Source organism: Pseudomonas sp. RT4P38 (assembly GCF_054897765.1).
In genome coordinates this window covers 214,037-239,126 of sequence record NZ_CM142703.1, presented here as the reverse complement: position 1 = coordinate 239,126, position 25,090 = coordinate 214,037, and the positions used below count along the sequence as shown (strand labels likewise).

Sequence of the window (25,090 nt, the reverse complement as noted above, 5' to 3'; positions counted from 1 at the left end):
TAAATATTCACTATGGAATGCCGCGATCACATGAAGCGCAAGAATATTCTTTTCATCATGGCCGATCAGATGGCCGCGCCAATGTTGCCGTTCTACGGCTCTTCGCCCATCAAACTGCCGAATCTCAGCCGCCTCGCCGCCCAAGGCGTGGTGTTCGACGCCGCTTATTGCAACAGCCCACTGTGCGCGCCGTCGCGTTTTACCCTGGTCAGCGGTCAGTTGCCGAGCAAGATCGGCGCCTACGACAACGCGGCCGATTTCCCCGCCGACGTACCGACTTATGCCCACTACCTGCGTCGACTCGGCTACCGCACCGCGCTGTCGGGTAAGATGCATTTCTGTGGCCCGGATCAACTGCACGGCTATGAAGAACGCCTGACCAGCGACATCTACCCGGCCGATTACGGCTGGTCTGTGAACTGGGACGAGCCGGACGTGCGTCCAACCTGGTTTCACAACATGTCTTCGGTGCTGCAGGCCGGGCCATGCGTACGCACCAATCAGCTGGATTTCGACGAAGAGGTGGTGTTCAAGGCCCAACAGTATTTGTTCGACCACATTCGTGAGGATGGCGATCAGCCGTTCTGCCTGACTGTTTCCATGACTCACCCACACGACCCGTACACCATTCCCAAGGCCTTCTGGGATATGTACGACGACGCCGACATCCCATTGCCTGAGACCCCGGCCCAGTCCGAACTCGACCCGCACTCCCAGCGTTTGCTCAAGGTTTACGACCTGTGGGACAAACCGCTGCCTGTGGATAAGATTCGCGATGCGCGCCGGGCGTACTTCGGTGCGTGCAGCTATATAGACAGTAACGTCGGCAAACTCCTGCAAACACTAGAGGAAACCGGCCTCATCGATGACACCATCATTGTGTTCTCCGGCGACCACGGCGACATGCTCGGCGAGCGTGGGCTCTGGTACAAAATGCACTGGTACGAAATGGCCGCCCGCGTGCCGCTGTTGATCAGTGCGCCGGGGCAATTCGGGGCTGGCCGGGTCAGCGCCGCGGTCTCCACTGCCGATCTGTTGCCGACCTTCGTGGAACTGGCCGGCGGTTCGCTGGAGCCAGGGCTGCCGCTGGATGGTCGCTCGCTGGTCTCGCACCTGCAAGGGCAGGGCGGTCATGACGAGGTCTTCGGTGAATACATGGCCGAAGGCACCATCAGCCCGCTGATGATGATTCGCCGCGGCGCCTACAAATTCATCTACAGCGAAGATGACCCTTGCCTACTCTTCAACGTACACAACGACCCGCGCGAACTGGAAGAACTCAGCCAATCGCCACAACATCAGCCGCTTTTCGATGAATTTCTCGCTGAAGCCAGGGCCAAATGGGATATCCCCGCGATCCATCAACAAGTGCTCGCCAGCCAACGGCGCCGACGTTTTGTCGCCGATGCGTTAACCATCGGCAAGCTGAAGAGCTGGGATCACCAGCCGCTGGTGGACGCCAGTCAGCAGTACATGCGCAACCACATCGACCTCGACGATCTGGAGCGTAAAGCACGTTATCCACAACCCTGCCAAAACCAATAATGTTAAGGGGAATGCCATGCGTAGGTTATCCACAGCAATGACGGTCGGGCTTCTGGCTCTGGGCAGTGCATCGGCGTATGCCGAGCAGAGTTGCGAGACGGTGAAAATGGCCGACCCTGGCTGGAGCGACATTGCCGCGACCAACGCCATCACCGGGTTTCTGCTGGACGGCATGGGCTACAAGGCCAAAGTCGACACGCTTGCCGTGCCGATTACCTTTGGCGGGCTCAAGGATGGGCAGGTCGATGTGTTTCTGGGCAACTGGATGCCGGCGCAGCAAGGTTTCTACGATAAATTCGTGGCCACTGGAGATGTCACGCAACTGGCGAAAAACCTAGATGGCACCGAATTCACGCTCGCGGTCCCGGACTACGTCTGGGACGCTGGTGTGCATAACTTTTCCGACCTGAACAAATATGCCGACAAGTTCGACAAGAAGATCTACGGCATCGGCTCCGGCGCTCCCGCCAACATCTCCTTGCAGGAAATCATCAAGAAGAACGACTTCGACATGGGTCAGTGGAAACTGGTCGAGTCCAGCGAGCAGGCGATGCTGGCGGAAGTGTCTCGCGCGGTGAAAAAGCAGAAGTTCGTGACCTTCCTCGGCTGGACCCCGCACCCGATGAACGTGCAGCTGAAAATGCATTACCTCAAAGGCGGCGAGAAGTATTTCGGCGACACCGGCAGCGTTCATACGCTCACCCGCAAGGGTTATGCACAGGCCTGCCCGAACGTCGGCAAGCTGCTCACCAACCTGAGTTTCACGCAGGAGATGGAGAACAGCATCATGGCCGAGGTGGTGAACAAGAAGGTCAGCAATGCTGATGCGGCCAAGGCGTGGATCAAGGCTAATCCGGCGGTGCTGGATAAGTGGCTGGACGGGGTGAAGACAGTGGATGGGAAGGATGCGTTGGGGGCGGTAAAAGCGAAGCTTTGATCGGGTGATCGTGGATTTGTGTCGGGCTCAGGATCGCCCCCTCACCCCAGCCCTCTCCCCACAGGGGAGAGGGGGAAAGGGAGCAGACCTCTAGTGTTAGCCAAACCTGAGTACGACTCGATATCGCAGGTCGCAGAATTTCTTAAGATCCACATGGTCAGTCCCCTCTACCCTCTGGGGAGAGGGTTAGGGTGAGGGGTCGATCAAACTGACACTCCTCACACCCTGCTACCCTTGCGCAAAATCCCACCCGAGAGGACCCATGGCCTTCCCAAGCCGCCATTCGCTCTTCCCCTTCCTCAGCTGGCTGCCCCGGCAAACCCGCGCCAGCGTCGGTCGTGACCTGATCGTCGGCCTCAGCGGTGCGATTCTCGCGTTGCCGCAATCCATTGCCTACGCGCTGATTGCCGGCCTCCCACCGGAATACGGTCTGTACGCCGCCATCATCCCGGTGCTGATCGCGTGTCTTTGGGGGTCTTCGTGGCATTTGATCTGCGGTCCTACGGCGGCGATTTCTATCGTCTTGTACGCCAGCGTCAGCCCTCTGGCCGTCCCCGCGTCAGAGGACTACGTCACCCTGATTCTGCTTCTGACGCTTCTCGCCGGTATTTTCCAGTGGCTGCTCGGGTTGCTGCGCTTTGGCGCCCTGGTGAATTTCGTCTCGCACTCGGTGGTCCTGGGTTTCACCCTCGGTGCGGCGGTGGTGATTGCCATCGGCCAACTGCCGAACCTGCTGGGGCTGGAATTGCCCAACCAGGCAACAGCGCTGAACAGTTTGATGATGCTCTTCAGTCATCTTGGCGAAGTGGATAAACCGTCGCTAATGCTAGGCCTGGCGACGGTCGTCTTGGGCGTGATCTTGAAATTGCTCCTGCCGCGCTGGCCGACGCTATTGATCACCCTGGCGCTCAGCGGATTGCTGGTCTGGCTCTGGCCATCGATGTTCGGCCATGTGAAGTTGGTCAGCGCGTTTGTCGGGCGGCTGCCGCCCTTAAGCCCGCTGCCACTGGATCTGGACCTGATTCTGCGCTTGCTACCCAGCGCGGTGGCGGTGGGCATGCTCGGGCTGGTCACCAGTCTGTCGATTGCCCGATCCTTGTCGGCCCGCTCCCAGCAGTTGCTCGACGCTAACCAAGAGGTCCGCGCCCAGGGTTTATCGAACATGGTCGGTGCGTTTTTTTCCGGATCGCTGTCCGCCGGTTCCTTCACCCGCTCGGGCCTGAGTTACGAAGCAGGTGCCTGCTCGCCGATGGCCGGCGTGTTCTCAGCGTTATGGGTCGCACTATTCGCCATCTTCGGCGCGGCGTTGATCGCGCACATTCCAATCCCGGCCATGGCCGGCAGCATTCTGTTGATCGCCTGGGGGCTGGTGGATCATCGCGGCATTCGCGCGTTGTTGCGGGTCAGCCGCGCCGAGTTCCTGGTCATGGCGCTGACCTGTGTCGCCACGCTGCTGCTGGAGTTGCAGACGGCGATCTACGCCGGCGTGCTGGCCTCGCTGTTCTTCTACCTCAAGCGCACCTCGCAACCGCGGGTCCAACATTGGCGCGATGGGGATGAAGACATTCTGCGGGTCGGCGGCTCGATCTTTTTCGGCGCCAGCCATTACCTGCAAGTACGCCTGCAACGGATGCACGGCGCGCGCGTGGTGATTGAAGCGCAGCAGATCAACTTCATCGACTATTCCGGCGTGGAAATGCTCCATCAGGAAGCGCGACGGTTGCTCAAGGAGGATCGCAGCCTGACCCTGCGGCGCGCGCGGCCGCAGGTAGTGGAAGAATTGAGGAAGCTGGAAGGCGCGGAGAAATGCCCGATCCGGTTTGAGGACTGAAACACCGCTCGCTTCTACAGGGGTTATATGGCCAACTGGCGACGGAGTTCAGCCAGCACCGGTGCGGTATCCGGTCGCACGCCGCGCCACAGGAAGAAGGCTTCTGCCGCTTGTTCAGCGAGCATCCCCAAGCCATCCATCGACACGGCCGCGCCATGTTCACTGGCCCAACGGCAGAACGAGGTCGGCTCCTTGCCGTACATCATGTCGTAGCACACCGTCTTGCCCGGCTCGATCAAACTGCTGGCAATTGGCGGTACTTCGCCTGACAGACTGGCGGACGTCGCGTTGATGATCAGGTCCACCGACTCTTTCAACCAATCGAAACTACTCGCCGACACCGGTCCCAGGTCCGCGAACAATTCCGCCAGCAACTCGGCTTTTTCCACCGTGCGGTTGGCGATGACCACCGAGGCGGGTTGCTCCGCCAGCAACGGCTCCAGCGCACCGCGCACCGCGCCTCCGGCACCGAGCACCAGGATGCGTTTGCCCTTGAGGCTGAACCCGGCGTTGACCGTCAGGTCCCGCACCAGACCGGCGCCATCAGTGTTATCGCCCAGGAGGCTGCCATCGGCCAGTTTGCTCAGGGTGTTCACCGCACCGGCGCGTTGCGCCCGCGCCGTCAGACTGTTCGCCAGACGATAGGCCTCTTCCTTGAACGGTACCGTGACATTCGCCCCGCGCCCTTCGAGGAAAAACGTCCGGGCGCACGTGGAAAAATCGTCGAGGGGCGCCAGCAACGTGCTGTAGTCGAGTTTTTGAGCCGTCTGCTCGGCGAACAGACGGTGAATCAGCGGCGACTTGCTGTGGCCAATCGGGTTACCGAATACGACGTAACGGTCCATCAGAATTCCTCGTTCAGGCCTTGGCCAACCAATCACGGTCTTGCAGGAAGTATTCGGTCAGGCGTGCCTCTTCGCTGCCCGGATCGACTTTCCAGTCGTAGCCCCAGCGTACTTGCGGTGGCAGGGACATCAGGATCGACTCGGTACGACCGCCCGATTGCAGACCGAACAGCGTGCCACGGTCGTAGACCAGATTGAACTCGACATAGCGCCCACGGCGGAATTCCTGGAATTCACGCTGTTTCGCGGTAAACGCATCATTTTTGCGGCGCTGCACGATCGGCAGGTAGGCGTCGATGAACGCATCACCGATGGCACGCATGAAGGCGAAGCTCGTGTCGAAGTCCCACTCGTTCAAGTCATCGAAAAACAGCCCGCCGATGCCGCGTGGCTCGTGGCGATGCTTGATGTGGAAGTAGCTGTCGCACCAGGCCTTGTAGCGCGGGTAAACATCCGCACCGAACGGCGCGCAGGCCTGCTCGGCGACACGGTGCCAGTGCATACAATCTTCTTCGTTGCCGTAATAAGGCGTCAGGTCAAAACCACCGCCGAACCACCAGACCGGTTCTTCGCCTTCTTTTTCAGCGATGAAAAAGCGCACGTTGGCGTGGGACGTCGGCACATACGGGTTGTGCGGGTGAATCACTAGCGACACACCCAAGGCTTCGAAGCCACGGCCGGCCAGTTCTGGTCGGTGGGCGCTGGCGGACGGTGGGAGACCACTGCCGAAGACGTGGGAAAAATTGACGCCGCCCTTTTCGATGACCGCACCGTTTTCGATCACCCGGGTGCGACCGCCACCGCCGGCAGGCCGGGTCCAGGCGTCTTCGACGAAGCGCGTGCCGCCGTCTTCAGCTTCGAGGGCCGCGCAAATGCGGTCTTGCAGGTCGAGCAGGTAGGCTTTTACGGCCTCGGTGCGGGTCGTCATTTCATCACCTTGAATCGGGCAAAGCTACGCGGCGCTTAACGGCCGGCGGCAAATTGCTGCGTAGGATAACACTGCACCTTGCTCCGTCGCAGTTGACGAAGATCAAGCATGGGAGTTCGATAGGGCGCTTCGCGCTACAACTCTAGTAGCTAAGACCCAAGGAGTAGGCAGATGGCTAAGCGTATCCAGTTCCGCGCCCATGGCGGCCCTGAAGTGCTCGAGTATGTCGATTACCAACCCGCCGAGCCCGGCCCGCAGCAGGTTCGCGTGACTAATAAGGCCATCGGCCTGAATTTCATCGACACCTATTACCGCAGTGGCCTCTATGCACCGCCAGCCTTGCCGTCGGGCGTGGGCGCGGAAGGTGCGGGCGTGGTCGAGGCGGTGGGCAGTGAAGTCACCCGGTTCAAGGTCGGTGATCGCGTGGCTTACGGCAGCGGTCCGTTGGGCGCCTACAGCGACGTTCACGTCTTGCCGGAGGCCAATCTGGTGCACCTGCCGGACGCGATCAGCTTCGAACAGGCCGCCGGGGTGATGCTCAAGGGCCTGACCGTGCAGTACCTGCTGCGTCAGACGTATGAACTCAAGGGTGGCGAAACCATCCTGTTTCACGCTGCCGCGGGTGGCGTCGGCTCCCTGGCCTGCCAATGGGCCAAGGCCTTGGGTGTGAAGTTGATCGGCACGGTCAGCTCGCCGGAAAAAGCCGCTTTGGCCAAAGCTAATGGCGCTTGGGCAACCATCGACTACAGCCATGAAAATGTCGCACAACGCGTACTGGAATTGACTGACGGCAAAAAAGTCCCTGTAGTGTACGACGGCGTCGGCAAGGACACCTGGCTGACCTCGCTCGATAGCACGGCGCCTCGCGGTCTGGTGGTGAGCTTCGGCAATGCGTCCGGTGCGGTAGACGGGGTGAACCTGGGGATTCTCTCGGCGAAGGGTTCGCTGTACGTGACCCGCCCGACCCTGGCGACCTACGCCAACAACGCTGAAAACCTGCAACGTATGGCGGATGAACTGTTCGAGATGATCATCAGCGGGAAGCTGAAGGTGGACATCAGCCAGAAGTATCCATTGGCTGAAGCGGCGAAGGCGCAGACCGAATTGTCGGCGCGGCGTACGACGGGCTCGACTGTGTTGTTGCCTTGACGGACGCCATCGCGAGCAAGCTCGCTCCCACAGTGGTTGTGTGTCGATCACAAATACCCTGTGGGAGCGAGCTTGCTCGCGATTGGCAGCGCCGCGGTTTTAATCGGGGCGCACAACGTGCCCGGTCGCCAGATCCCGAATAACACTCGGATTCTTGCGCCCCCCCAGGTTCCCGCCCAACACGTAATCCAACTGCCCACGGAAATACTGCTCCACGCGAATCCGCGTCCGCGCCGCCGGCCGGCCCTGTGGATTGGCCGAGGTCGATACCAGCGGCCCGACCAACGCACACAAATCCCGCACTTGCGGATGATCACTGACCCGCAACGCCACCGTTTCATGCACGCCGGTAATCCACTGGGGCAACATATTCTGATGCGGCACCAGCCAGGTGTTCGGTCCCGGCCAAGTGCTGGCCATGCGGTCCATCCACAGTTCCGGGAAGTCTTCGAACAGGAAGTCGAACTGACGGATATTGTCGGCGACCAGAATCAGGCCCTTTTCCACAGACCGACCCTTGATCGCCAACAGACGATACACCGCCTCTTCGTCCCACGGATCGCAACCCAGCCCCCAGACCGCTTCGGTTGGGTAGGCAATCACTGCCCCTGCGCGAACGGCTTGTGCGGCTTGTTGCACACGCCAACTGTTGACCATGAAAAACTCTCCGGAATAACGCTCTGCGCAGTTTACCGATCTTCCTTATAAAACCTAGCTCACCCGCGCAAACCAGCGCCCGCTTTCGCAGACCGCACGGCCGTCCATTTCCAGCTCCGTCAGCGCTGCCAGCACTTTGGGCAAGGCCCAGCCGCTGGTGACGGACAACGCTTCACTGGTGTGAGGCGCGGCATGCAGCAGCATGAGCAACGGATGTGTCACCGCTGGTGTCGCTGTGGATAACGGCAACTGCTGCCAGCCGCGCAAGGCTTCGAGGATATGCTCGATGGTTTCCACCAGCACCGCACCGTCGCGGATCAGTTGATGACAACCCTTTGCGCCCGGGTGATGAATCGACCCGGGAATCGCATACACCTCGCGCCCTTGTTCCGCCGCCAGCCTCGCGGTGATCAACGAACCGCTGGCGACACTCGCCTCGACCACCAGCACGCCGAGGGATAAACCGCTGATAATTCGATTGCGCCGGGGGAAGTTGCTGGCGCTGGGACCGGCGTCCAGCGGGAACTCCGAAATCACCGCGCTGCCCGAGTCGATCATGGCGTCCGCCAGCCGTCGATTGCGCTGTGGATAAAACTTTTCAAGTCCCGTGCCAAGTACACCGACCGTTCGCCCGCCCACGTCCAAAGCGGCTTGATGCGCGGCGGCATCAATCCCCAGCGCCAAACCGCTGGTAATGACAAAACCGGCGCCCGCCAAACTGCGGGAAAAGGCAGCGGCAGTATCCATGCCCGGCCGCGAAGCGCGACGACTACCGACCATCGCGAGCTGCGGTTTTTCCAGAATGCCCGGATCGCCCGCCACGAATAACAGCGGCGGCGCATCACTGATTTCCGCCAGCAGCGCCGGGTAGTCAGGTTGGTCCCACATCAGTAAATGCTGGCCCGGACGCTCTAACCAGGCCAATGCGTGACCCGCACCATCACGGATTTCAGTGGAGCGCCTGGCCTCCGCACAAGCAAGGGGCAAACCCAGCGAACGCCAGGCACTGGCGGGCGCGCTGATAGCCTTGGAGGCCGAGCCGAACGCCTCAAGCAATTTCTTGAACCGCGCAGGGCCGAGCTCCGGCAAGCGATGCAAACGTAAACGAGCTTCCAGTTCCGCAGGGGAAACCGGTGCAAAATCAGGCAGTGACATGGATCATCCTTGATCGTTATGAGCCCCGTTCAAACGGGAATAAGCTGTGGATAACTCTGTTGGTAACTTGTGGAGCCTGCTTACGGATTTCGCACCTTGTCCAGGACCGCCAGGGAGCGTGATGCGTTGAGCACCAGCCCGTAGCTGAGCTTGTCGTAGGTGCGAAAAACCATCAGCAAACCGGCGCGCTCATCCGGGATTTTCAGTGGCTGACCGGTGATCCGATCACGCACGGTCTCGCCGGTTTTCATCACCACCAGCACATTGCCTTCGGCGAGACCATCGCGCCGGCCCTTGTTTAGCGTGACCACATCCAGTGCGCCAATCTGCGTGACACCGCGCGGCACGTCGATGATCAACCCGTTGATCTCGGTTATTGGCGCACTGGGCATGAAGGTCGAGTTGATCGATCGCTCTTCACCGCTGAACAAGCGGTCGCCGAGGCGGACCTCTTGAGTAGTGCGTTGCAGCGCGAGGGTGGCGACGTCGCCTTCGGTGGCCACGATCTCGCCACTGCCGATGTCATCGGCATTGATCCCCAAAAACTCTTTACTGTCAGGGTCGGTGTAGATCTTGCCCTGACGGAAGATGCCGTAAACCGGCTGGGCCGGGTCGAAATGGCCGCGAGCGAAGATTCGGTCACCGGTGCCACTGAGCACGCGCTCGGCATCGCCGGCGACGATATAAGGCGCCTTGTCGAAGTCCTCGACCGTGTCGACGATGCGATTGCTCAGCAGAAAGCTGTTGATCGACTGCAGCGGAATGCTCGGGATCGCATCGGCAACCGGGCTGCTGCGGATGCGTGGCGAAAGCTTGATGGTGCCCCGAGAAGCGCCGCGGTTGAGGGTCAGGCGCGGCTGGCCATTGACGTAGACCAGCGAAAGCGAGTCGCCGGGGTAGATGAGATTGGGGTTTTCGATCTGTGGATTGGCCTGCCAGAGCTCCGGCCATTTCCACGGCTCACGGAGGAATTTCCCCGATATGTCCCAGAGTGTGTCACCCGATACCACGGTGTATTGCTGTGGAAAACCTTCCTTGAGTTGCACTTGCCCGTGCACCAAACCGACCGAGGCCAGAAGGAGCAAGGCGAGTAGTGATTTCCTCATGCGGTGAATCCCTTTATTATGTGCGTTCGCGTGAAACGCCAGAGCCCTCGTGGCTCGCTCCCGGCTTGCTACTGCAAAGAAGGGAGCTACGTTTTACAACGGTAGCCTGCATCTTCGGACCCGCCAGGCCATCGACCCGACATTACCTCACACGTGCAGCAATTAAGCTTATGGCCATTTTAGACATCCTCGAATTCCCCGACTCGCGCCTGCGCACTATCGCCAAACCTGTGGCCGTAGTGGACGACGAAGTGCGTCAGTTGGTCGATGACATGTTTGAAACAATGTATGAAGCGCCAGGCATCGGCCTCGCCGCGACCCAGGTCAACGTGCACAAACGTATCGTCGTGATGGACCTCTCCGAAGACCGCAGCGAACCGCGGGTGTTCATCAACCCCGAGTACGAAACCCTGACCGACGAGATGGAGCAGTACCAGGAAGGCTGTCTCTCCGTACCGGGTTTCTACGAAAACGTCGATCGCCCGCAGAAGGTCAAAATCAAGGCCCTGGACCGCGACGGCCAACCTTACGAACTGATCGCCGAAGGCCTGCTCGCGGTGTGCATCCAGCATGAATGCGACCACCTGAACGGCAAATTGTTCGTCGACTACCTGTCCAGTCTCAAACGCGACCGAATCAAGAAGAAACTGGAAAAGCTCCATCGCCAGAACGCTTGATGCCCTCCTTTCAAAGGCTTGCTGCGGCAAGCCTTTTTCTTTTCAGAGATTGCTCCCATGACTGAGCCACTGCGCATCGTCTTTGCCGGCACCCCGGAATTCGCCGCCGATCACCTCAAGGCCCTGCTCGACAGCCCTTATGAGATCGTCGCGGTCTACACCCAACCGGACCGTCCGGCGGGTCGCGGGCAAAAGTTGATGCCAAGCCCGGTCAAGCAGTTGGCTCTGGAAAACAACATTCCTGTGTTGCAACCGCCAACCCTGCGCAACGAAGACGCTCAGGCTGAACTGGCCGCGCTCAAGCCGGACTTGCTGGTGGTGGTCGCCTACGGCCTGATCCTGCCGCAAGTGGTGCTGGATATTCCGCGCCTGGGCTGCATCAACAGCCACGCCTCCTTGCTGCCACGCTGGCGCGGTGCTGCGCCGATCCAGCGAGCCGTTGAAGCGGGCGACAGCGAAAGCGGTGTGACCGTGATGCGCATGGAACTGGGCCTCGACACCGGGCCGATGCTGCTGAAGGTCACCACGCCGATCACCGGTGAAGACACCGGCGGCAGCCTTCATGACCGTCTGGCGCAAATGGGTCCGCCAGCTGTGATACAGGCGATTGCCGGCCTCGCTGCGGGCACTCTGGAAGGTGACGTGCAGGACGACAGCCTCGCCACCTACGCGCACAAATTGAACAAGGATGAAGCGCGCATCGACTGGAGTCGCCCGGCGGTTGAGCTGGAACGCCTCGTTCGTGCCTTCAATCCTTGGCCGATCTGCCACAGCACGCTGAACGGCGAAGCATTGAAGGTGCTGGCCGCCAACCTGGCTGAAGGGCAGGGCGCACCGGGTGAAATCCTCAGTGCCAGCAAGGACGGTTTGATCATCGCCTGCGGTGAGCAGGCACTGTGTCTGACCCGTCTGCAATTGCCGGGCGGCAAGGCGCTGAACTTCAGCGACTTGTTCAACAGCCGTCGTGAGAAATTCGCCGTCGGCACCGTCCTCGGTCAAGCGGCGGACGCTCAATGAATCCACGTCTGGCCGCCGCCAAGGCACTGGCTGCTGTTCTTAACGGAAAAGCCTCACTCAATAGTTCCCTGCCGACACAGATGGACAAGGTCGAAGACCGCGACCGCGGCTTCACCCAGGACCTGGCGTTTGGCACCGCTCGCTGGCAGCCGCGTTTGTCAGCGCTGGCGGCCAAATTGCTGCAGAAGCCGTTCAAGGCAGCCGACGCCGATGTCGAAGCGCTGTTGCTGGTTGGTCTCTATCAACTGCTCTACACCCGGGTTCCGGCCCATGCCGCCATCGGTGAAACCGTGGGTTGCGCCGACAAGCTGAAAAAGCCTTGGGCCAAGGCTTTGCTCAACGCCGTGCTGCGTCGCGCCCAGCGGGAAAGCGAAGCGCTACTGGCCGAGCTGGAACACGACCCGGTGGTGCGCACCGCCCATCCACGCTGGCTGCAAAAATCCCTTAAAGCGTTCTGGCCTGAACAGTGGGAAGCCATTTGCGCGGCAAACAACGCGCATCCGCCGATGATTCTGCGGGTCAACCGTCGCCATCACACCCGCGATGCTTATCTCGCGTTGATGACCGAAGCCGGCATCGCCGCCACGCCGTGCGTTTACAGCCAGGACGGCATCATCCTCGACGCCGCCACCGACGTGCGCAGCCTGCCGGGTTTCGCCGAAGGCTGGATCAGCGTGCAGGACGAAGCGGCGCAACTGGCCGCCGACCTGCTCGACCTGGCGCCGGGCCAACGGGTGCTGGACGCCTGCTGCGCACCAGGCGGCAAGACCTGTCACATTCTTGAAGCCGAGCCGGCACTCGCCGGCGTCGTGGCAGTGGACCTGGAAGCCAAACGTCTGGTGCGAGTGCGGGAAAACCTCGCACGCCTGGGCCTGAGCGCCGAACTGATCGCCGCCGACGGCCGCGACACCGCCACCTGGTGGGACGGCAAACCGTTCCAACGCATTCTGCTGGACGCGCCGTGCTCGGCGACTGGCGTCATCCGTCGTCATCCCGACATCAAGCTGACCCGCCAACCGGACGACATCGCCGCACTCGCGGTTCTCCAGGGCGAATTGCTCGATGCCATGTGGATAACTTTGGAGGTCGGCGGCATCCTGCTTTACGCCACCTGCTCCACGCTGCCGACCGAGAACACCGAAGTGATCGAAGCCTTCCTCGCTCGCACGCCGGGCGCCCGTGAACTGGACCCCGCCACTCAAGCCGGTATCAAGCAACCTCACGGTCGCCAATTGCTGGCCCAGGAAGGCGGCCACGACGGGTTCTACTACGCCAAGCTGATCAAGATCGCCGCCGCGCGCGGTTAATGGGTTTTAAGGGAGTGACTGGATGAAAATCATCATCCTCGGCGCAGGGCAGGTCGGCGGTTCGCTGGCAGAACACTTGGCCAGCGAGGCCAACGACATCACCGTGGTCGACACCGACGGCGAACGCCTGCGCGACCTCGGTGATCGGCTGGACATCCGCACCGTGCAGGGCCGCGGCTCGCTGCCGACCGTGCTGCGTCAGGCCGGTGCGGACGACGCCGACATGCTGGTGGCGGTAACCAACAGCGACGAAACCAACATGGTGGCCTGCCAGGTTGCCCACACCCTGTTTCACACCCCGACCAAAATCGCCCGGGTTCGCGAAGCCGCGTACCTGACTCGCTCCGAGCTGTTCGACAACGAAGCGATTCCGGTGGACGTGCTGATCAGCCCGGAGCAAGTGGTCACCAACTACATCAAGCGCCTGATCCAGCATCCGGGCGCCTTGCAGGTGATCGACTTCGCCGAAGGCAAGGCGCAATTGGTGGCGGTCAAGGCGTACTACGGCGGCCCGCTGGTGGGTCAGCAACTGCGTCAGTTGCGTGAGCACATGCCAAATGTCGAAACCCGCGTGGCGGCGATTTTCCGTCGCGATCGGCCGATCCTGCCTCAGGGCGATACGGTGATCGAGGCGGACGACGAAGTCTTTTTCATCGCGGCGAAGGCGAATATTCGCGCGGTGATGAGCGAAATGCGCCGCCTCGATGAGAGCTACAAGCGCATCGTTATCGCCGGTGGCGGACAGATCGGTGAGCGTCTGGCCGAGGCCATCGAAAGCCGTTACCAGGTGAAGATCATCGAGATGAACCCGGCGCGCTGCCGTCATCTCTCGGACACCCTCGACAGCACCGTGGTGTTGCAGGGCAGCGCTTCAGATCGGGATCTGCTGCTGGAAGAGAACATCGCCGACGCTGACCTTTTCCTGGCCCTGACCAACGACGATGAAGCCAACATCATGTCGTCGCTGCTGGCCAAGCGTCTGGGTGCGAAGAAGGTGATGACCATCATCAACAACCCGGCCTACGTCGACCTGATTCAGGGCGGCGACATCGACATCGCCATCAGCCCGCAACTGGCGACCATCGGCACCTTGCTGGCCCACGTGCGCCGCGGCGATATCGTCAGCGTGCACTCATTGCGCCGGGGCGCGGCGGAAGCCATCGAGGCGATTGCCCACGGTGATGAGAAGTCGAGTAAGGTCATCGGCAAGTCCATTGAGAACATTGGCTTGCCGCCGGGCACCACCATTGGCGCAATCATCCGCGACGAAGAGGTGATCATTGCCCACGACGACACGGTAATCGCGGCGGGTGACCATGTGATTCTGTTCCTTGTGGATAAAAAGCATATTCGGGATGTGGAAAAGCTGTTCCATGTGGGGCTCAGTTTCTTCTAACTGATCGTTCCCACGCTCTGCGTGGGAATGCCTCAACGGACGCTCCGCGTTCGGCTTTGGATGGGACGCGGAGCGTCCCGGGCTGCATTCCCACGCAGAGCGTGGGAACGATCACCTAACAGAGAGGCACAACGATGCTCGAATCCCTGGAAAAAATGCTCGCCAAGGGTGTGGATAACTCATTGCTGCGCTTCGGCCTCGGCAAGGGCTATCTGGATCTTGGGGAAAACGCCAAGGCCGCCGAACATTTCAAGCGTTGCGTCGAATTTGATCCGAAGTATTCGGCGGCCTGGAAGCTATTGGGCAAGGCCCAACTGGGGCTGGAAGATTTCGCATCCGCACGTCGGGCGTGGGAACAGGGCCTGGAAGCCGCTCGCGCCCATGGCGACAAGCAGGCAGAAAAGGAAATGACGGTGTTTCTGAAGAAACTCGAGCGTCAGGCTCACTGATCAGAGGTATCGCAGGCCAATGCCCTCGGCATCCACCAGCACCACTTCCATGCGCACGCGCGGCGCGCCTGTGGGTAAGTCCTGCACCTGACCGTACACCACCGCGCCCTTGGGCAAGGTCGACAGGCCCGGATGCTTGACGTAGACGCCTGTCGTGGAAAGGTTACGCGTCTGGCCAAGGCATTCGCCGAAGCTGTGGTGACTGATCTTGATACGAAACGATTTGCGGTGTTCGGACATCTTCTGCGCCCTTTATTGAACGGTTGTGGATAACCCTGTACCCAAAGTTATCCACAGATCATGCCAATCAACTCAATACCAGCGTTCTTCACCCGGTGGACGCTTCTTGAAGCGCTTCATGCTCCACATGTACTGGCTCGGATAGGCCCGCACATAGCGCTCGACCACCTGGCTCATGGCCGCGCAGGACGTCTCGGTATCGGTGCTGTACATGGCTTCTGGCGCGGCTTCGAGGATCACTTTGTAACCCGAACCGTCCGGTAGACGTAGCGCATGCAGGAACACGCCGACCGCTTTGCCGCCAGCGAGCATGTTCGGTACGAACTTGCTGGTCAGGGCCTGTGTGGCGAAGAACGGCACGAAGATCCCGGCGGATTCGGCCGGTTCCGGGTCAGCGGGAATGCCCACTGCACCACCTTTGCGCACTTCCTTGATGACACTGAGGATGCCTTCTTTGGTGGAAGCGGCCACCTTGTTACCCAGTTGTACTCGCTGCTTGCGCAGCAATTCATCCACCGCCTTCAACTTCGGCGGACGATAGAAAATGATCGGTTTGCACTGGCTGCAATAGAAGTGGTTCAACACTTCCCAGTTGCCCAGGTGGCTGGTGATACCGACGACACCTTTGCCGGATGCGAGGGCGTCCTTCAACACGTCGAGCCCTTCGACTTCACGCACCAGGTCGATGGAGCGCTGGGCCGGCCAGATCCAGGCGCAGGCGCTTTCGGTCAGGGACTTGCCGATGTCTTTCAGACACTGGCCGACCAGACGCTCCCGTTCAGCCAGGTCCATCTCCGGAAAGCACTTGGCGAGATTGATCCGCACCACATCGCGGGAACGGTTGGGGGTTCTCCACATTACCCAGCCGATGGCCGAGCCCACTGCCTGCACTGCCCGCCACGGGAGCAGGGCAAACAGCCGCAGAGCGCCTACCAGCAAGGCGCCTTTCAACTTATCCACAGGTCACTCCTGATCTTGTGCTGTGCGTGAGGCGGCTATTCTAACCGTCGTTCGCCAGCGTCGCGTAGCGATCGCAATCCTGGGTGTGGTCCATGACCATGCCCGAGGCCTGCATCAGCGCGTAGCAAATAGTCGGGCCGACGAAGGTGAAGCCGGCCTTTTTCAGGCCTTTGCTCATCTCCACGGCGGTCGGCGTCACGGCCGGCACTTCGCTGCGGTCCTTGAAATGATTGATCACAGGCTTGCCGTCGACGAAGGACCAGAGAAACCCAACCGGGTCCTCCAGCGCCAGCCATGCCTGGGCATTGCGCCGGGCCGCGTTGAGTTTGAGGCGATTGCGAATGATGCCCGGATCGAGCATCAATTCATCGATTTCGGCGTCGCTCATTTGCGCCACGCGCTGTACGTCAAAGCCGAACAGCACCTCACGATAACGCTCACGTTTACGCAGCACGGTGATCCAGGAAAGGCCGGCCTGGAACCCTTCGAGCAAAAGTAACTCGAACAATCCCTGCGCATCGCGTAGCGGCGTACCCCACTCCTGATCGTGATAAGCCATGTACAGCGGATCTTCGGAACACCAAAAGCAGCGTGGCATAAGGCTCCAGGGGGCGTGCGCAGGACCGAATCGGGTATACTCCCGCTCTTTAAATCGCAGCCCAAGAAACAGGTGAATTTCGTGAGCCAGCCTACGCCAGCCGTGCGTACCTTCCAAGACTTGATCCTCGCCCTCCAGCAATACTGGGCCGAGCAAGGTTGTGTGGTACTTCAGCCCTACGATATGGAAGTAGGCGCCGGGACTTTCCACACTGCCACGTTTCTGCGCGCCATTGGCCCGGAAACCTGGAACGCCGCTTATGTGCAGCCCAGTCGTCGCCCGACTGACGGCCGCTACGGCGAAAACCCGAACCGTCTGCAGCACTACTACCAATTCCAGGTAGTCCTGAAGCCGAACCCGGACAACTTCCAGGAACTGTACCTGGGCTCCCTGAAGCATGTCGGTCTGGACCCACTGGTCCACGACATTCGCTTCGTTGAAGACAACTGGGAATCGCCGACCCTCGGCGCCTGGGGTCTGGGCTGGGAAGTATGGCTCAACGGCATGGAAGTGACGCAGTTCACTTACTTCCAGCAAGCGGGCGGCATCGAGTGCTACCCGGTGACCGGCGAGATCACTTACGGTCTCGAGCGTCTGGCCATGTACCTGCAAGGCGTGGACTCGGTCTACGACCTCGTCTGGGCTGACGGCCCGATGGGCAAAGTGACTTACGGCGACGTGTTCCACCAGAACGAAGTCGAGCAATCGACCTACAACTTCGAACACGCCAACGTCGAGAAGCTGTTCGAACTGTTCGATTTCTACGAAAGCGAAGCCAAGCGCCTGATCGAACTCGACCAGCCGCTGCCGTTGCCGAGCTACGAAATGGTGTTGAAGGCGTCTCATACCTTCAACCTGCTGGATGCTCGCCGGGCGATCTCGGTGACCGCGCGTCAGCAATACATTCTGCGTGTCCGCACTCTGGCGCGTTCCGTTGCGCAAGCCTACCTGCTGGCTCGCGCCAAGCTGGGCTTCCCGATGGCGACCCCGGACCTGCGTGATGAAGTGTTGGCTAAGCTGGAGGCTGCACAATGAGTGCTCAAGATTTTCTGGTTGAACTGGGCACCGAAGAACTGCCACCCAAAGCCCTGAACACCCTGGCCGACGCGTTCCTGGCCGGTATCGACAAGGGCCTGCAAGCCGCAGGCCTGAACTACGAGACCAAAACCGTCTACGCCGCGCCACGTCGCCTGGCTGTGTTGATCACTTCGCTGGCAACTCAGCAGCCGGATCGCAGCATCAACCTCGATGGCCCGCCACGTCAGGCCGCGTTCGATGCCGAAGGCAATCCGACTCAAGCGGCATTGGGCTTCGCCAAGAAGTGCGGCGTCGACCTGAGCGAAATCGATCAGAGCGGCGCGAAACTGCGCTACAGCCAAAGCATCGCCGGCAAACCGACCGCGAGCCTGCTGCCGACCATCGTCGAAGATTCCCTCAACGACCTGCCGATCCCCAAGCGCATGCGCTGGGGTGCTCGCAAGGAAGAGTTCGTTCGCCCGACTCAATGGCTGGTGATGCTGCTCGGTGACCAAGTCATCGATTGCACGATCCTTGCCCAGAAGTCCGGCCGCGATTCCCGTGGTCACCGCTTCCATCACCCGCAAAGCGTGCGCATCACCTCGCCGGCCAACTACTTGACCGACCTGCGTGCCGCTTACGTATTGGCCGATGCCAACGAGCGTCGCGAGCTGATCAGCAAGCGCGTCGAAGAGCTGGCGACGATACAGGAAGGGACGGCTATCGTTCCGCCAGCCCTGCTCGACGAAGTGACCGCGCTGGTTGAATGGCCGGTGCCGCTGGTGTGCTCGTTCGAAGAGCGTTTCCTCGACGTACCACAAGAAGCCTTGATCACCACCATGCAGGACAACCAGAAGTATTTCTGCCTGCTGGATGCCGACGGCAAGTTGCTGCCACGTTTCATCACCGTGGCCAACATCGAAAGCAAAGACCCGCAGCAGATCATCGCCGGTAACGAGAAAGTGGTTCGTCCACGCCTGACCGACGCCGAGTTCTTCTTCAAGCAAGACAAGAAGCAGAAACTCGAAGACTTCAACCTGCGCCTGCAGAACGTGGTGTTCCAGGAAAAACTCGGCAGCGTCTACGACAAGGCCGAGCGCGTTTCAAAACTCGCTGCGCTTATTGCTCAACGCATTGGCGGTAACGCCGCATGGGCTTCCCGTGCCGGCCTGCTGTCCAAGTGCGACCTGGCGACCGAGATGGTCGGTGAGTTCCCGGAGATGCAAGGTGTCGCCGGTTACTACTACGCCCTCAACGACGGCGAGCCGGAAGAAGTTGCACTGGCGCTGAACGAGCAGTACATGCCGCGCGGTGCCGGCGCTGAACTGCCGACCACCCTGACCGGTGCGGCCGTGGCCATCGCGGACAAGCTCGACACCCTGGTCGGCATCTTTGGTATCGGCATGCTGCCGACCGGTAGCAAAGACCCGTACGCCTTGCGCCGTGCTGCGCTGGGCGTGTTGCGGATCCTGATCGACAAGAAGCTCGACCTCGACCTGAACGACGCCGTGGCGTTTGCCGTGAATGCGTTCGGTACCAAGGTCAAGGCTGCTGGTCTGAATGATTCGGTGCTGGAATTCATCTTCGACCGTCTGCGTGCCCGTTACGAAGACGAAGGTGTGGATGTCGGGACTTACCTGTCGGTGCGTGCCCTGAAGCCGGGTTCGGCACTGGACTTCGATCAGCGCGTACAAGCGGTAGAGGCGTTCCGCAAATTGCCGGAAGCTGCTGCCCTGGCCGCCGTGAACAAGCGCGTTTCGAACTTGCTGAGCAAGGTCGAAGGCTCTGTTCCTTCGGTCGTGGAAGCCAAGTACTTCGACAACGCCAACGAGTTTTCCCTGTACTCGGCGATCCAGCAGGCTGACCAGGCTGTCCAGCCGATGGCGGCGGCGCGTCAGTACAGCGAATCGCTGGCACGTCTGGCTGCCTTGCGCGAGCCAGTGGATGCGTTCTTCGAAGCCGTGATGGTCAACGCGGAAGATGCCAAGGTCCGCGCCAACCGTTATGCACTGCTGGCGCGCCTGCGTGGGCTGTTCCTCGGCGTCGCTGACATCTCGTTGCTGGGCTGAGGGGTTGCTGTTGAAACTGCTGATTCTCGATCGGGACGGGGTGATCAATTACGACTCCGACGCTTACATCAAGTCGGTGGAGGAGTGGATTCCGCTCCCCGGTGCGATCGAAGCCATCGCGCAGTTGAGCAAGGCCGGCTGGACGGTAGCGGTGGCTACCAACCAGTCAGGCATCGCTCGCGGCTATTACGACATCGCCACCCTGGACGCCATGCACGAACGCTTGCGCTCGTTGGTGGCGGAGCTGGGCGGAGAGGTCGGGTTGATCGTCCATTGCCCGCACGGGCCGGATGAAGGCTGCGATTGCCGCAAACCAAAACCCGGGATGTTGAAAACCATCGCCGCTCATTACAACGTATCGCTGACGAATCTATGGTTCGTCGGCGACAGTCTCGGTGACCTGGAAGCCGCCAAAGCCGTCGATTCTCAGCCAGTTTTAGTTAAGACCGGGAAAGGCGAAAAGACTTTGGGAAAAACCCTACCGGCGGGCACCTTGATTTTTGACGATCTAGCGGCGATTGCCGCAGAACTTATCCACAATTAGAGCGTTTTCGAGATTCCTGACCAAGGATTGATCGGGAGTGCGCTTTATATAGACGGGCAGAGCCCGCACGGTAAACGTCACCATGTCGATATTGCAGGCCATCAGATCCTTCCTCTTTTACCTGCTGCTGGGCACCAGCTCTTTGCTTTGGTGCAGCCTGAGCTTTTTTATCGCGCCTTTTCTGCCGTTCAAGGCCCGATATCGCTTCATTAACGTGTACTGGTGCCGCTGCGCCCTGTGGCTGAGTAAAGTCTTTCTCGGTATCAGCTACGAAGTGAAGGGCGCCGAGAACGTGCCAGACCAGCCCTGCGTGATTCAGTCGAACCACCAGAGCACGTGGGAGACGTTCTTTCTCTCGGCGTACTTCGAGCCGTTGAGCCAGGTGCTCAAGCGCGAATTGCTCTACGTTCCGTTCTTTGGCTGGGCCATGGCCATGCTGCGACCGATCGCCATCGACCGCGACAACCCGAAAGCGGCGCTCAAGCATGTGGCGAAGAAGGGCGATGAACTGCTGAAAGACGGCGTCTGGGTCCTGATTTTTCCAGAGGGGACACGTATTCCTTACGGGACGATCGGAAAATTCTCTCGGGGTGGTACCGCTTTGGCGGTCAACGCCGCGCTTCCGGTGCTGCCGATTGCGCACAATGCTGGCAAGTTCTGGCCGAAAACCGGTTGGGCGAAGAAGCACGGCGTCATCACCGTAATCATCGGCGCGCCAATGTACGCCGAGGGTAGCGGGCCGCGAGCCATTGCCGAGTTGAATGATCGGGTCCAGGCCTGGAACGAGCAAATGCAGCGTGAAATGGGTTCGCTGCCTCCCGCCCCACAAGCACCGGCTGCTACCGATCAAGTGGCTGTCTGAGATTCTGTGGATAACCTGTGTACCGTTTTACCGAAAACTAACGTTTTTTTATCATATCTTTATGATTTATATACATATTTCTTAAGCTCATAAATTTCGGTAAATGGTGCATAAGTTTTTTTCGGGCGCAAAAAAACCGGCTGATATAGCCGGTTTTTTTATGCGCGCGATTTGCGATGTTTTCGCTTCTGCGACCATTTTTTGAAGAGATAAAAAAGGCCAACACTTGGTGTTGGCCTTTTTCGTCTGGCAGGTCCGCTGGATCAGAAGTCCAGGTTAGAAACCGCCAGGGCGTTGCTTTCGATGAAGTCACGACGAGGCTCGACCGCATCACCCATCAGGGTGTTGAAGATCTGGTCTGCGCCAATGGCGTCTTCAATGGTCACTTTGAGCATCCGGCGCTGGCTTGGGTCCATGGTGGTTTCCCACAGCTGATCCGGGTTCATTTCACCCAGACCTTTGTATCGCTGGATGGTGTGCCGCTTGGTGCTTTCGGTCATCAGCCATTCAAGGGCTTCCTTGAACTCGGTGACCGGCTTCTTGCGCTCGCCACGCTGGATGTACGCGCCGTCGTCCAGCAAGGTGCTCAGTTGAGCGCCCAGAGAAACCACAGTCTTGTAATCGTTGCTGCCGAAGAAATCGCGGTTGAAAGTGACGTAGTTCGACAAGCCGTGGGAGATCAGTTCGACCTCAGGCAGCCAGACGTTACGTTCACGGTCTTCACGCAGGCTGGCTTTGTAAACCAGGCCAGACTTCTCGACGGTGCGCAGGCGAACTTCGTACTGGGCCAGCCAATCCTGCATCGCTGCGTGATCGGACAGTTGCTCCATGCTCACTGCCGGCAAGTAGATGAAGTGTTCGGTCAGTTCCTGTGGGTACAGGCGCGACAGACGCTTGAGGGTCTTCATCACCAGACGGAAATCATTTACCAGACGCTCGAGGGCGGGTCCGGAAATACCCGGGGCTTCCTCGTTCAGGTGCAGGCTCGCATCTTCCAGGGCCGACTGCGTCATGTACTCTTCCATGGCGTCGTCGTCTTTGATGTATTGCTCTTGCTTGCCCTTCTTGACCTTGTACAGCGGTGGCTGAGCGATGTAGATGTAGCCGCGTTCGATCAGCTCCGGCAACTGACGGAAGAAGAAGGTCAGCAGCAGGGTACGGATGTGCGAACCGTCGACGTCAGCATCGGTCATGATGATGATGTTGTGGTAACGCAGCTTCGCGATGTTGTACTCGTCGCGGCCGATACCGCAGCCAAGCGCGGTGATCAAGGTACCCACTTCTTGCGAAGAGATCATCTTGTCGAAACGTGCCTTCTCGACGTTCAGGATCTTGCCTTTCAGCGGCAGGATAGCCTGGGTTTTACGGTTACGTCCCTGCTTGGCGGAGCCGCCAGCAGAGTCACCTTCCACGAGGTACAGTTCGGAAAGGGCAGGGTCTTTTTCCTGGCAGTCAGCCAATTTGCCCGGCAGGCCGGCGATATCCAGCGCGCCTTTGCGACGAGTCATCTCACGGGCTTTACGCGCCGCTTCGCGAGCGCGAGCCGCATCGATCATCTTGCCGACGACCAGCTTGGCTTCGTTCGGGTTTTCCAACAGGAAGTCGGAGAAATACTTGCCCATTTCCTGTTCGACCGCGGTTTTCACTTCGGAAGAAACCAGCTTGTCTTTGGTCTGGGAGCTGAACTTCGGATCCGGCACTTTTACCGAAATGATCGCGGTCAGGCCTTCACGGGCATCGTCACCGGTGGTCGCGACTTTGTGTTTCTTCGCCAGACCTTCAGCTTCGATGTAGGTGTTCAGGTTACGCGTCAGTGCGGAACGGAAACCCACCAGGTGAGTACCGCCATCGCGCTGCGGAATGTTGTTGGTGAAGCACAACAGGTTCTCGTTGAAGCTGTCGTTCCACTGCAGGGCGATTTCCACGCCGATGCCGTCTTCACGCTGGACGTTGAAGTGGAACACCTGGTTGACCGGCGTCTTGTTGGTGTTCAGGTATTCAACGAACGCACGCAGACCGCCTTCGTACTTGAACAGCTCTTCCTTGCCGCTGCGTTCATCCTTGAGGACGATACCGACACCGGAGTTGAGGAAGGACAGTTCACGAATCCGCTTGGCCAAGATGTCCCAGCTAAAGTGGATGTTCTTGAAGGTCAGATCGGACGGTTTGAAGTGAATCTGGGTGCCGGTGGTTTCGCTTTCACCGACGATTTTCATCGGTTCTTGTGGAACACCGTGAATGTAGGTCTGTTCCCAGATCTTGCCGCTGCGGCGAACGGTCAGGACTAGTTCTTCGGACAGCGCGTTCACCACCGACACACCTACACCGTGCAGGCCGCCGGATACTTTGTAGGAGTTGTCATCGAACTTACCGCCGGCGTGCAGCACGGTCATGATGACCTCGGCTGCCGAAACGCCTTCCTCTTTGTGCACATCTACCGGAATGCCACGACCGTTATCTCGAACGGTGATGGATTCGTCCGGGTGGATGATGATGCTGATGTCGTCGCAGTGGCCGGCGAGAGCTTCGTCGATCGAGTTATCGACCACTTCGAACACCATGTGGTGCAGACCGCTGCCATCGTCGGTGTCACCAATGTACATACCGGGACGTTTGCGTACGGCATCCAGGCCTTTCAGCACTTTAATGCTCGTTGAGTCGTACGTATTTTCTTCGCTCAATGCCTTCACTCCCGATGGTCGTGGGTCTGGGTGATACGGCCCTGTTCCACGTGGAACAGAGCGACTGGCGTTTCCGTCTGCCAGCCTTCCCTCAATAATTCGTGATCTACACAGGTGATAAACACCTGGCAGCGTAAGTCTTCCAGCAAGCGGCAAAGCGCGCGACGGTGGTGCTCGTCCAGTTCGGACGGCAGGTCATCCACCAGATAAATACACTGGCCGCGTCGGGCCTGGCTGACCAAGTGCCCTTGGGCAATCCGCAAAGCACACACCACCAGCTTCTGCTGACCGCGGGACAAGATGTCCGCGGCATTGTGTGCGCCCAATCTAAGACGCAAATCAGCACGCTGTGGTCCTGCCTGGGTATGACCCATTTGCTGATCGCGCTGAAGGGACCCGGTGAGCACTGCACTCAGTTCGCGGTCTTTGTCCCAACCTCGGTAATAGCTGAGCGTTAAGCCCTCGAGCTCAACCAGTTCGCTCAAGGTCTGTTCAAAGACTGGTTTCAAGGCTTTGATATAAGCGCGGCGGTATTCATCAATTTCAGCGCTGGCCTGGCACAGTTCCCTGTCCCAAACCGCTTGCGAAACGGCGTCAAGTGTACCATGCCGCAGCCAAGAGTTTCTCTGGCGCAGGGCCTTCTGCAAGCGCTGCCAGGTAGACATGAACCGTGGTTCCACGTGGAACACGCCCCAGTCGAGAAACTGCCGACGAATCTTCGGCGCGCCTTCCAGCAATCGGAAGCTGTCAGGGTTGATCAACTGCAGTGGCAGGATTTCCGCCAGTTGCGCCGCGCTGCGTGCGTTCTGCCCGTCGATGCGGATCTGAAACTCCCCTTGGCGGTCGCGGGAGATCCCCAAGGCGCTGTGCCCGCCCTCGGCCAATTCAACCTGGCCAAACACCGTGCACGCCAATTGCTCGTACTGAATGACCGGCAGAAGACGGCTGCTACGAAACGAACGGGCAAGCCCCAGCAGGTGAATGGCTTCCAGAACGCTGGTTTTGCCGCTGCCGTTGGCGCCGTAAAGAATGTTGATTCGGGGGGAGGGGGAGAAGGTCACCGGGTGCAGATTGCGCACCGCGGTGACCGAGACGCGACTTAAGGACATCTAGCTTCTGC

23 protein-coding genes are annotated in these 25,090 nt (G+C 59.7%); 13 read left to right on the top strand and 10 right to left on the bottom strand.

The window, feature by feature from the left end; translation table 11 throughout:
• Positions 1-30: 30 nt before the first annotated feature.
• From betC to ACYZT7_RS01060, 3 genes are all read left to right on the top strand, one after another.
• Positions 31-1,545: a choline-sulfatase gene (gene betC / locus ACYZT7_RS01070; RefSeq protein WP_462039609.1), complete on the top strand. Its 1,515-nt coding sequence runs from the start codon at positions 31-33 to the stop codon at positions 1,543-1,545.
• A gap of 16 nt (positions 1,546-1,561) precedes the next feature.
• Complete coding sequence (choX, locus tag ACYZT7_RS01065; RefSeq protein ID WP_462039608.1) at positions 1,562-2,482, top strand: choline ABC transporter substrate-binding protein; 921 nt, start codon at positions 1,562-1,564, stop codon at positions 2,480-2,482.
• 262 nt (positions 2,483-2,744) lie between these two features.
• On the top strand, positions 2,745-4,313 hold the full coding sequence (locus ACYZT7_RS01060; RefSeq protein WP_462039607.1) for a SulP family inorganic anion transporter: 1,569 nt from the start codon (positions 2,745-2,747) through the stop codon (positions 4,311-4,313).
• A gap of 23 nt (positions 4,314-4,336) precedes the next feature.
• Here ACYZT7_RS01060 and aroE read toward each other — a convergent pair whose 3' ends face one another.
• Both aroE and hemF read right to left on the bottom strand, forming a co-directional pair.
• The gene (aroE, locus tag ACYZT7_RS01055) at positions 4,337-5,158 is read right to left on the bottom strand and encodes a shikimate dehydrogenase (protein ID WP_462039606.1); all 822 of its coding nucleotides are present in this window, start codon (positions 5,156-5,158) and stop codon (positions 4,337-4,339) included.
• A 13-nt stretch (positions 5,159-5,171) separates the two neighbouring features.
• Complete coding sequence (hemF, locus tag ACYZT7_RS01050) at positions 5,172-6,086, bottom strand: oxygen-dependent coproporphyrinogen oxidase (protein ID WP_462039605.1); 915 nt, start codon at positions 6,084-6,086, stop codon at positions 5,172-5,174.
• Positions 6,087-6,257: 171 nt separating this feature from the next.
• On the opposite strand from hemF, the gene ACYZT7_RS01045 reads away from it, so the two are divergent.
• Positions 6,258-7,235 carry an NADPH:quinone reductase gene (locus ACYZT7_RS01045; RefSeq protein WP_462039604.1) on the top strand — a complete coding sequence of 326 codons (978 nt, stop codon included), beginning with the start codon at positions 6,258-6,260 and terminating at the stop codon, positions 7,233-7,235.
• Between the two features lie 99 nt (positions 7,236-7,334).
• Here the strand turns inward: ACYZT7_RS01045 and ACYZT7_RS01040 are convergent, their stop codons facing one another.
• From ACYZT7_RS01040 to ACYZT7_RS01030, 3 genes are all read right to left on the bottom strand, one after another.
• Entirely contained in the window at positions 7,335-7,892 is a 558-nt protein-coding gene (locus tag ACYZT7_RS01040) for an L-threonylcarbamoyladenylate synthase (protein WP_462039603.1), read from the bottom strand.
• 54 nt (positions 7,893-7,946) lie between these two features.
• On the bottom strand, positions 7,947-9,047 hold the full coding sequence (dprA, locus tag ACYZT7_RS01035; protein WP_462039602.1) for a DNA-processing protein DprA: 1,101 nt from the start codon (positions 9,045-9,047) through the stop codon (positions 7,947-7,949).
• Between the two features lie 80 nt (positions 9,048-9,127).
• Entirely contained in the window at positions 9,128-10,153 is a 1,026-nt protein-coding gene (locus ACYZT7_RS01030) for a LysM peptidoglycan-binding domain-containing protein (protein WP_462039601.1), read from the bottom strand.
• A gap of 170 nt (positions 10,154-10,323) precedes the next feature.
• Here ACYZT7_RS01030 and def point away from each other — a divergent pair, with 170 nt between their 5' ends.
• The 5 genes from def to ACYZT7_RS01005 all read left to right on the top strand — a co-directional run bounded on the left by def (position 10,324) and on the right by ACYZT7_RS01005 (position 14,999).
• Entirely contained in the window at positions 10,324-10,830 is a 507-nt protein-coding gene (def, locus tag ACYZT7_RS01025) for a peptide deformylase (protein WP_149628585.1), read from the top strand.
• 57 nt (positions 10,831-10,887) lie between these two features.
• The gene (gene fmt, locus ACYZT7_RS01020) at positions 10,888-11,847 is read left to right on the top strand and encodes a methionyl-tRNA formyltransferase (RefSeq protein ID WP_462039600.1); all 960 of its coding nucleotides are present in this window, start codon (positions 10,888-10,890) and stop codon (positions 11,845-11,847) included.
• The gene (gene rsmB, locus ACYZT7_RS01015; protein WP_462039599.1) at positions 11,844-13,154 is read left to right on the top strand and encodes a 16S rRNA (cytosine(967)-C(5))-methyltransferase RsmB; all 1,311 of its coding nucleotides are present in this window, start codon (positions 11,844-11,846) and stop codon (positions 13,152-13,154) included. The genes fmt and rsmB overlap by 4 nt, the downstream gene beginning before the upstream one ends.
• Positions 13,155-13,176: 22 nt before the next feature.
• Positions 13,177-14,550, top strand: a complete 1,374-nt coding sequence (gene trkA / locus ACYZT7_RS01010; RefSeq protein ID WP_140675886.1) for a Trk system potassium transporter TrkA — start codon at positions 13,177-13,179, stop codon at positions 14,548-14,550.
• Between the two features lie 134 nt (positions 14,551-14,684).
• Positions 14,685-14,999, top strand: a complete 315-nt coding sequence (locus ACYZT7_RS01005; RefSeq protein WP_462039598.1) for a tetratricopeptide repeat protein — start codon at positions 14,685-14,687, stop codon at positions 14,997-14,999.
• On the opposite strand, the gene ACYZT7_RS01000 is transcribed toward ACYZT7_RS01005, so the two are convergent.
• The 3 genes from ACYZT7_RS01000 to tag all read right to left on the bottom strand — a co-directional run bounded on the left by ACYZT7_RS01000 (position 15,000) and on the right by tag (position 16,797).
• Positions 15,000-15,239: a PilZ domain-containing protein gene (locus ACYZT7_RS01000; protein WP_046056616.1), complete on the bottom strand. Its 240-nt coding sequence runs from the start codon at positions 15,237-15,239 to the stop codon at positions 15,000-15,002. It abuts the gene before it with no gap.
• A gap of 72 nt (positions 15,240-15,311) precedes the next feature.
• The gene (locus ACYZT7_RS00995; protein WP_462039597.1) at positions 15,312-16,199 is read right to left on the bottom strand and encodes a lysophospholipid acyltransferase; all 888 of its coding nucleotides are present in this window, start codon (positions 16,197-16,199) and stop codon (positions 15,312-15,314) included.
• 40 nt (positions 16,200-16,239) lie between these two features.
• Positions 16,240-16,797 carry a DNA-3-methyladenine glycosylase I gene (gene tag, locus ACYZT7_RS00990; protein ID WP_462039596.1) on the bottom strand — a complete coding sequence of 186 codons (558 nt, stop codon included), beginning with the start codon at positions 16,795-16,797 and terminating at the stop codon, positions 16,240-16,242.
• Positions 16,798-16,878: 81 nt separating this feature from the next.
• Between tag and glyQ the strand changes: the two genes are divergently transcribed.
• From glyQ to ACYZT7_RS00970, 4 genes are all read left to right on the top strand, one after another.
• Positions 16,879-17,832 (top strand): glycine--tRNA ligase subunit alpha, encoded by a 954-nt coding sequence (gene glyQ / locus ACYZT7_RS00985; RefSeq protein ID WP_008155694.1) that lies wholly within the window; start codon positions 16,879-16,881, stop codon positions 17,830-17,832.
• Entirely contained in the window at positions 17,829-19,883 is a 2,055-nt protein-coding gene (glyS, locus tag ACYZT7_RS00980) for a glycine--tRNA ligase subunit beta (protein WP_462039595.1), read from the top strand. The genes glyQ and glyS overlap by 4 nt, the downstream gene beginning before the upstream one ends.
• A gap of 4 nt (positions 19,884-19,887) precedes the next feature.
• Positions 19,888-20,427, top strand: a complete 540-nt coding sequence (gene gmhB, locus ACYZT7_RS00975) for a D-glycero-beta-D-manno-heptose 1,7-bisphosphate 7-phosphatase (protein WP_462039594.1) — start codon at positions 19,888-19,890, stop codon at positions 20,425-20,427.
• Positions 20,428-20,509: 82 nt separating this feature from the next.
• Positions 20,510-21,289, top strand: a complete 780-nt coding sequence (locus ACYZT7_RS00970) for a lysophospholipid acyltransferase family protein (protein WP_462039593.1) — start codon at positions 20,510-20,512, stop codon at positions 21,287-21,289.
• 263 nt (positions 21,290-21,552) lie between these two features.
• Here ACYZT7_RS00970 and gyrB read toward each other — a convergent pair whose 3' ends face one another.
• Both gyrB and recF read right to left on the bottom strand, forming a co-directional pair.
• On the bottom strand, positions 21,553-23,970 hold the full coding sequence (gene gyrB, locus ACYZT7_RS00965; protein ID WP_282379763.1) for a DNA topoisomerase (ATP-hydrolyzing) subunit B: 2,418 nt from the start codon (positions 23,968-23,970) through the stop codon (positions 21,553-21,555).
• A gap of 5 nt (positions 23,971-23,975) precedes the next feature.
• Positions 23,976-25,079 carry a DNA replication/repair protein RecF gene (recF, locus tag ACYZT7_RS00960; RefSeq protein ID WP_449644461.1) on the bottom strand — a complete coding sequence of 368 codons (1,104 nt, stop codon included), beginning with the start codon at positions 25,077-25,079 and terminating at the stop codon, positions 23,976-23,978.
• Positions 25,080-25,090 lie beyond the last annotated feature (11 nt).